Origin of the sequence: Curtobacterium flaccumfaciens, assembly GCF_051548005.1 — a bacterium.
Classification (GTDB): Bacteria; Actinomycetota; Actinomycetes; order Actinomycetales; family Microbacteriaceae; genus Curtobacterium.
On the sequence record NZ_JBPUGH010000169.1, the window covers coordinates 1 to 6898 of the forward strand.

Below are 6898 nucleotides of genomic sequence, written 5' to 3' on the forward strand. Positions count from 1 at the left end.
CCCCCCCCCCCCCCCCCCCCCCCCCCCCCCCTTTTACAACCCTAAGACGCCATCCGAGTTTCCGCGGGTGGTCTGGTGGGCTCGGAGATGTGTATACGAGACCGGTGCGGAGCCAGCGAGGCGGGCGGCACCGTGCCTCCCGGCCGAACGCGACATCATTCCAGAATGGCGCGCCGTCCATATCGCGAAAGCGACACCGTGCCGGCGCGGAGTCACGGCACACTGTCGCTTTCGTGAAAGCGACAGTGCGTGGATGGACCCGCCCCGGCGCACGGCCGCCCGCGTCAGCGCGCGGCGACCGCCAGGCCGTGCGCGGCGGCGACGGCCTCGTTCGTGACCTGCCCCGCGTGCACGTTCAACCCGAGCGCGAGCGCGGGGTCGTCCGCGAGCGCCTGCTCCCACCCGCGGTTCGCGATCGCCACGGCGTACGGCAGCGTCGCGTTCGTCAGCGAGATCGTCGACGTGCGCGGCACCGCCCCGGGCATGTTCGCGACGCAGTAGTACACCGCGTCGTGCACGCGGAACGTCGGGTCGTCGTGCGTCGTCGGCCGGGAGCCCTCGAAGCAGCCACCCTGGTCGATCGCGATGTCGACGAGCACCGACCCGGGCTGCATGTCGGCGACCATGGCGTCGGTGACGAGCTTCGGGGCCGAAGCGCCGGGGATCAGGACCGAACCGATCACGAGGTCGGCGGACGCCAGGGCCGACGCGATCGCGTGCGACGAGGACCGCAGGGTCGTGACGCGGCCGTCGAACCGGGCGTCGAGCGCACGGAGCCGGGGCAGGCTGATGTCGAAGATGGTGACCTCGGCGCCGAGGCCGAGCGCCATCGTCGCCGCGTGCTCCCCCGCGACCCCGCCGCCGATCACGACGACGCGGCCCTTGGGCGTGCCGGGGACCCCGCCGAGCAACAGCCCGCGACCGCCGTTCGTCCGCATGAGGTGGTACGCGCCGACCTGGGCGGAGAGGCGCCCGGCGATCTCCGACATCGGGGACAGCAGCGGGAGCGAGCGGTCCGGCAGCTGGACGGTCTCGTAGGCGATCGCCGTCGCCCCCGACTCAGTGAGCGCGGTGGTCAGCGGTCGGTCGGCGGCGAGGTGCAGGTACGTGAAGAGCACCTGCCCGGGTCGGATCGACGCGTACTCGGACGCGACCGGCTCCTTCACCTTGAGGATCATCTCGGCGCGGGCCCAGACCTCGTCCGCGGTGTCGACGATCGTGGCACCGGCGGCGGCGTACTCGTCGTCCGGGAACGCGGACCCGACGCCCGCCCCGGCCTGCACGAGGACCTCGTGACCGTGCAGCGCGAGCTCGGCGACACCCGCGGGGGTCGCTGCGACGCGGTACTCGTTGTTCTTGACTTCGGTGGGGACGCCGATCAGCATCACGGACTCCTTCGTGGGCGGTGCTCGTTCGACACCCACGATGCGCCGCGGTTCGTTACGGAGAGGTTTCCGCCGAACATCTGCGCATGATCGAGCCCGGACGTGTCACGGGATTCGGCGTCAGAAGACCTTGCCCGGGTTGAGGATGCCCTTCGGGTCGAACACCCGCCGGATCCCGCGCTGGAGCTCGAGCACGTCCGCCCCGACCTCGTCGCCGAGGTGGTGCCGCTTCAGCACCCCGACCCCGTGCTCCCCGGTGAGCGTGCCGCCGAGCTCGATCGCCGCCCGGAAGAGCGCGTCGGCGGCGTCCCACACCCGCTGCGGCACGACCTCGCCGTCGAAGACGAAGTTCGGGTGCAGGTTGCCGTCGCCCGCGTGGGCGCAGGTCGGGATCGGCAGGTCGAACTCGCGGCCGATCGCCTCGACCCGGTCGAACATCTCGGCGAGGCGGCTGCGCGGCACGGCCACGTCCTCGATGAGGACCCGCCCGCGCGCGGCCATCGCCGCGTGGAACGAGCGGCGGATCGTGAGCAGGCGGTCGCGTTCGGCGGCTGACCCGGCCAGGCGGACGGTTCCGCCCTCTGCCTGGAGGCGCGGCACGGCTCCCAGCGCGTCGCGCGTCGCGTCCGGGCCGTCGTACTCCACGAGGAGGAACACCCCGCCCTCCTGACCGCTCCCCACGGTCTCCGCCACCACGCTCGGCCCGAGGTGGTCGGCGATGTACCCGAGCGACGAGGCATCGAGGAGTTCGACGGTCGACGGGCGTGCTGCACCGTCGGCCGACGCGGCGACGATCGCCGCCGACGCCGCGGCTGCCTGGTGCACCGTCCGGAAGACCGCGCCGAGGGTGGCGGGCTCGCCCGCCGGCACCGGCACGAGCCGGACCGTCGCGCCGACGATGACGCCGAGGGTGCCCTCGGAACCGACCATGAGCGACGTGAGGTCGAGGCCCGTCACGCCCTTCACCGTCCGGTGCCCGGTGGAGACGAGTCGGCCGTCGGCGAGGACCACGTCGAGCCCGAGCACGGCCTCGCGGGTGACGCCGTACTTCACGCAGCGCAGCCCGCCGGCGTTCGTGGCGATGTTGCCACCGACGCTCGCGATCGCGGCGCTCGCCGGATCGGGTGCGAACCGGAGTCCGTGCTCCGCGACGGCGTCGTTGAGCGCGCCGTTCAGCACGCCCGGCTCGACGACCGCGAGTTCGTCCTCCGGCGAGACCTCCAGGATGCGGTCCATGCGCGCGACGCTCAGCACGACCGAGCCGTCGGTGCCGTTCGCGCCGCCGGCCAGTCCGGTGCCGGCCCCGCGCGGCACGACCGGCACTCCGAGTTCCGAGCACGTCCGGAGCGCCGCCTGCACGTGCCCCACCGAACGCGCCTCGACCACCGCGAGGGGCGCGCCGTCCGCGACCCAGCCCGACCCGTCGGACCGGGACGCGTGCACCGCGGCGTCGTCCGTGCGGACCAGCACACCATCAGGGTCCGAGAGGGCGGTGCGGAGGGCGGCGATGACGGAGTCCATGGCCGGCACGCTACCGGGGACGGTCGCTTCAGCTCGCGCGGAGCGACTCACTGGGCAACTCGCCGAACCGCGACCGGTAGGACGCCGAGAACCGGCCGAGGTGACCGAACCCCCACGCGCGGGCGATCTCGGCGACGGTCGTGCCGTCCAGGTCGCCGCGGAGCAGGTCGACCCTGGCGCCGTCCAGCCGAGCCGCGCGGAGGACGTCCCCCGGGGTCTGCCCGAGGTTCCGCTTGAGCGACTGCTGGAGCCCGCGCGGGCTGAGACCGGACGCCGCCGCGATCTCCGGCGTCCCGATCGGCTCGCGAGCGTGTGCGTGCACGAACTCGAGCGCACGGCGCAGCCGTTCGTGCTCGGGCCCGGAGCCGGTGACCGCCGCGCGCCAGCGACTGCGTTCGGGGAACGCCGCGACCGCAGCGCGGACGAAGGTCTCCGCGGCGTCGCGCTGCTCCAGCGGGCCCATGTCGTTCGAGGCGTCCAACCACCGCGGGGAGAGCTGCCGCACGGTGTCCTGCCAGATCCGTGCACCCTCGGCGGTCGGACGCTGGAGCGCCTCGAACGAGAAGTCGTCGTCGCCGACCACGGACCGGACGAAGTCGCGGTCGAGGTGCACGAGGTTCAGCGCGATGTCGTGGTGGTGCAGCTGGTAGGTGTCCGCGAAGGGCAGCACGACCGGGACACCAGCCCGCAGCTCGACGTCGCTGCCGTCGTACGTGATGGTGCTCGCCCCCGAGCTCATCCAGGCGACGAGGAAGGCGTCGTCGACACGGCTCTCGCTCAGCAGGTCCACGCCGAACCGTGAGGACCGCAGCGAGACCCGGTCGTCACCCACTCCGGCGAACGTCCACGGGGTCGCGGCGCGGACACGACGCACGCGGGGCGCACGGAGGTCGTAGCCGTCGCTGAAGAAGGTCAGGGCCTCGTCGAGGTCCTGGCCGACGATGCGCCGGGCGCTCCGGGGTCCCACGGGGGGCTCGGAGGAGGGATCGGTGGCTCCGGACGCTGTCGTCGACCGGTCGGTCTCGTTGCGGGACACTATGCACCGGAATCTACGGCGCACCACCGACACCGGCTCGCGCGATGCGGACAAACCGCTGGTCACCGCGGCGGTGTCACGGCTGCAGGATGGCCTGCCCGATGCTCTCGTCGATGATGAGGTCCGTCACGAGCCCCGCCGCGAGTGCGCCGCGCAACGATGCTGCCTTGGACCTACCGGCCACGACGCACACCCGCCGCGGCGCGTGCTTGATCGTGTCGAGGTCCGGCCCGCCGGCCCGGGCGTTGACGCCGATGTCCTTCCACGAACCGTCCGCGCGGTAGAACACGGTCGAGACGTCGCCGACCACCTTGGCGCGCACGAGCTCCTGCTGGTCGGCGGGGTCGAGGTACCCGCCCGAGTACACGTGCGACGGCACCGGGGCCTGCGGCGCGCCGACGCCGAACACCACGAGGTCCATGCGCTCGTGCAGGTCGAGCACGCGACGGATCGAGCGTTCCTTGAACAGCATCTCCTTCGTCGCGGGGTCGTCGAAGAACGCCGGCACCGGGAACTGCTGCACGAACGCGCCGTACGCCTCGCCGAACCGCCGCAAGATCTCGGACGCGTAGACGATGCCCGTCGTGCGGGTGTTGGCCGCGCCGTTCACCTGCACGATCGTCGACCCGTGCGTCGTCTTGGGCACGAGGTACCGGCTGACCGCGCTCACGGTGGAGCCCCACGAGATGCCGATCACCATGTTCGAGTCGATGTACTGCGTGAGGATCCGGGCGGCGGACAGCGCGACGCGCTCCAGACGGTCCACGTCGCTCGTGTGGTCGGGCACCGGGACGACGTGGGCGTGGACGCCGAACCGTGACCGGATCGACCGGCTGAGCGCGGCCGCCTGGTCGAGGGGCGACCGGATCTGGATGTCCACGAGCCCGGTGTCCCTGGCGTACTTCAGCAGTCGCGAGACCGACGACCGCGACGTCCCGAGTTCGTCGGCGATGGCGTCCATCGTGAGGTCCTGCAGGTAGTACAGGTGCGCGGCGCGCAGCGCCTGCTGGGTGCGCACGGGCTGGGCGGCGTCGCTCATGGTGCTCCGATCTCTTGCCACCGCAACCATGCACGGACGTGCACGGCCTCTGCAACCCCTGTCGCGCCTCCCGGCCCGCTCCCGAGCGTCGCTGACACGTGTGCTGCACGTTCGTGCACGCGAGTTGCCCGGCCTCTCACGCAGGAGCACGATCGATCACGAACCAACCGATCGACCAAGGAAGCGACACATGTCGAAGAAGACGCAGCCCCGGAACACGGTGAGCGCCCTCACGGAGCGCCCCAACGCCCAGGTCCTCATCGTCGGTGGTGGCATCAACGGCATCGCCACCTTCCGCGACCTCGCCCTGCAGGGAGTCGACGTCGCGCTCGTCGAGCGCGGCGACTACGCGAGCGGCGCCTCCGCCGCGTCGAGCCACATGATCCACGGCGGCATCCGCTACCTCGAGAACGGCGAGTTCCGTCTCGTCCGCGAGAGCGTGCAGGAGCGCAACGGCCTCATCCGCATCGCCCCGCACTACGTCAAGCCGCTGCAGACGACGATGCCGATCTTCTCGACGTTCTCCGGCATCATGAACGCGCCGCTGCGGATGCTCACGCACAAGCAGCGCTCGACGAAGGAGCGCGGCGCAGCGCTCATCAAGATCGGCATGACGATCTACGACTCCTTCTCGCGCGACGGTGGGTCGGTGCCGAAGCACCGCTTCCTCACGAAGAAGGCGGCGCTGGCCGACATGCCAGCCCTCAACAAGGACCTCAAGTACACGGGCACCTACTACGACGCCTCCGTGCACGAGCCGGAGCGCCTCGCGCTCGACGTGCTCAAGGACGGCCTCGCCGCGGGCTCCGGCACCGGGTCGGCAGCGACGGCGCGCGCCGTCAACTACGTCGAGGCCGCGGGCACCCGCGACGGTGGCGTCCTGCTCCGCGACCGCGAGACCGGTGCCGAGTTCACCTTCACCGCCGACGTCGTGATCAACGCCTCCGGTCCCTGGACCGACCTCACGAACGAGGCGTTCGGCGGCGAGACGAAGTTCATGGGCGGCACGAAGGGCTCCCACATCGTCGTGCACAACGACGAGCTCCTCAAGGCGACCAAGGGCCGCGAGTTGTTCTTCGAGAACAACGACGGTCGCATCGTGCTCATCTACCCGCTCAAGGGCCGGGTGCTCATCGGCACGACCGACATCGACGCCGACCCCTCGCAGCCGGTCACCACGACCGAGGAGGAGATCGACTACTTCTTCGGGCTCGTCAAGCACGTGTTCCCGCAGATCGAGGTCACCCGCGACCACATCGTCTACAGCTACTCCGGCATCCGTCCGCTCCCCCGCCACGAGGACACCGCCCCGGGGTTCGTGTCCCGCGACTACCGGATCGTGGACACCGAGATCGCCGGGCTCCCGGACTCGACCGTGCTCTCGCTCGTCGGTGGCAAGTGGACCACGTTCCGCGCCCTCGCCGCCCACCTCTCCACCGAGGCGACGACGAAGCTCGGCGTCGCTCGGAAGGTCGACACCACCGGCATGCCGATCGGCGGCGGCAAGGACTTCCCGGCCACCGACGCCCAGCGTGCGCTGTGGATCAAGTCGCACCGTGATGGTCTCGACGCCGAACTCGTCGAGGGGCTGCTCGAGCGCTACGGCACCCGCGCCGCCGAGGTCGTGGACGTCCTGACCGACGGCCCGGTCGAGGCGCTCGAGTCCGACCCGAAGCTCACCCGCGCCGAGGTGGCGTACTTCGCCGAGCACGAGCAGGCCGTGCACCTGGTCGACGTGGTGCTGCGTCGCACGAACCTCGCGTTCGTCGGCGGCGTCACGATCGACCTGCTCGACGAGCTCGCCGACGTCCTGGCCGAGACCCTCGGCTGGACCGCCGAGGAGCGCGCGGACGAGGTCCAGCGCACGCTCGATGTGCTCCGCGAGTCGCACGGCGTGATCGTGCCGCTGCACACGGC

Annotated in this window: 5 protein-coding genes; 1 reads left to right on the forward strand and 4 read right to left on the reverse strand. The window is 71.4% G+C overall.

Features of this window, described 5'->3' with window-relative positions; translation table 11 throughout:
- Window positions 1-284 precede the first annotated feature (284 nt).
- The 4 genes from ald to ACSW7Y_RS15205 all read right to left on the reverse strand — a co-directional run bounded on the left by ald (window position 285) and on the right by ACSW7Y_RS15205 (window position 4981).
- Window positions 285-1385 carry an alanine dehydrogenase gene (gene ald / locus ACSW7Y_RS15190; RefSeq protein WP_438127079.1) on the reverse strand — a complete coding sequence of 367 codons (1101 nt, stop codon included), beginning with the start codon at window positions 1383-1385 and terminating at the stop codon, window positions 285-287.
- A gap of 120 nt (window positions 1386-1505) precedes the next feature.
- On the reverse strand, window positions 1506-2906 hold the full coding sequence (locus tag ACSW7Y_RS15195; RefSeq protein ID WP_438127080.1) for an FAD-binding oxidoreductase: 1401 nt from the start codon (window positions 2904-2906) through the stop codon (window positions 1506-1508).
- Window positions 2907-2934: 28 nt separating this feature from the next.
- Window positions 2935-3873: a helix-turn-helix transcriptional regulator gene (locus tag ACSW7Y_RS15200; RefSeq protein WP_438127081.1), complete on the reverse strand. Its 939-nt coding sequence runs from the start codon at window positions 3871-3873 to the stop codon at window positions 2935-2937.
- A 145-nt stretch (window positions 3874-4018) separates the two neighbouring features.
- The gene (locus ACSW7Y_RS15205) at window positions 4019-4981 is read right to left on the reverse strand and encodes a sugar-binding transcriptional regulator (protein WP_290131092.1); all 963 of its coding nucleotides are present in this window, start codon (window positions 4979-4981) and stop codon (window positions 4019-4021) included.
- Window positions 4982-5171: 190 nt separating this feature from the next.
- On the opposite strand from ACSW7Y_RS15205, the gene ACSW7Y_RS15210 reads away from it, so the two are divergent.
- Window positions 5172-6898: FAD-dependent oxidoreductase (locus tag ACSW7Y_RS15210; protein WP_438127082.1), on the forward strand; the 1727-nt coding region annotated here is incomplete at its 3' end.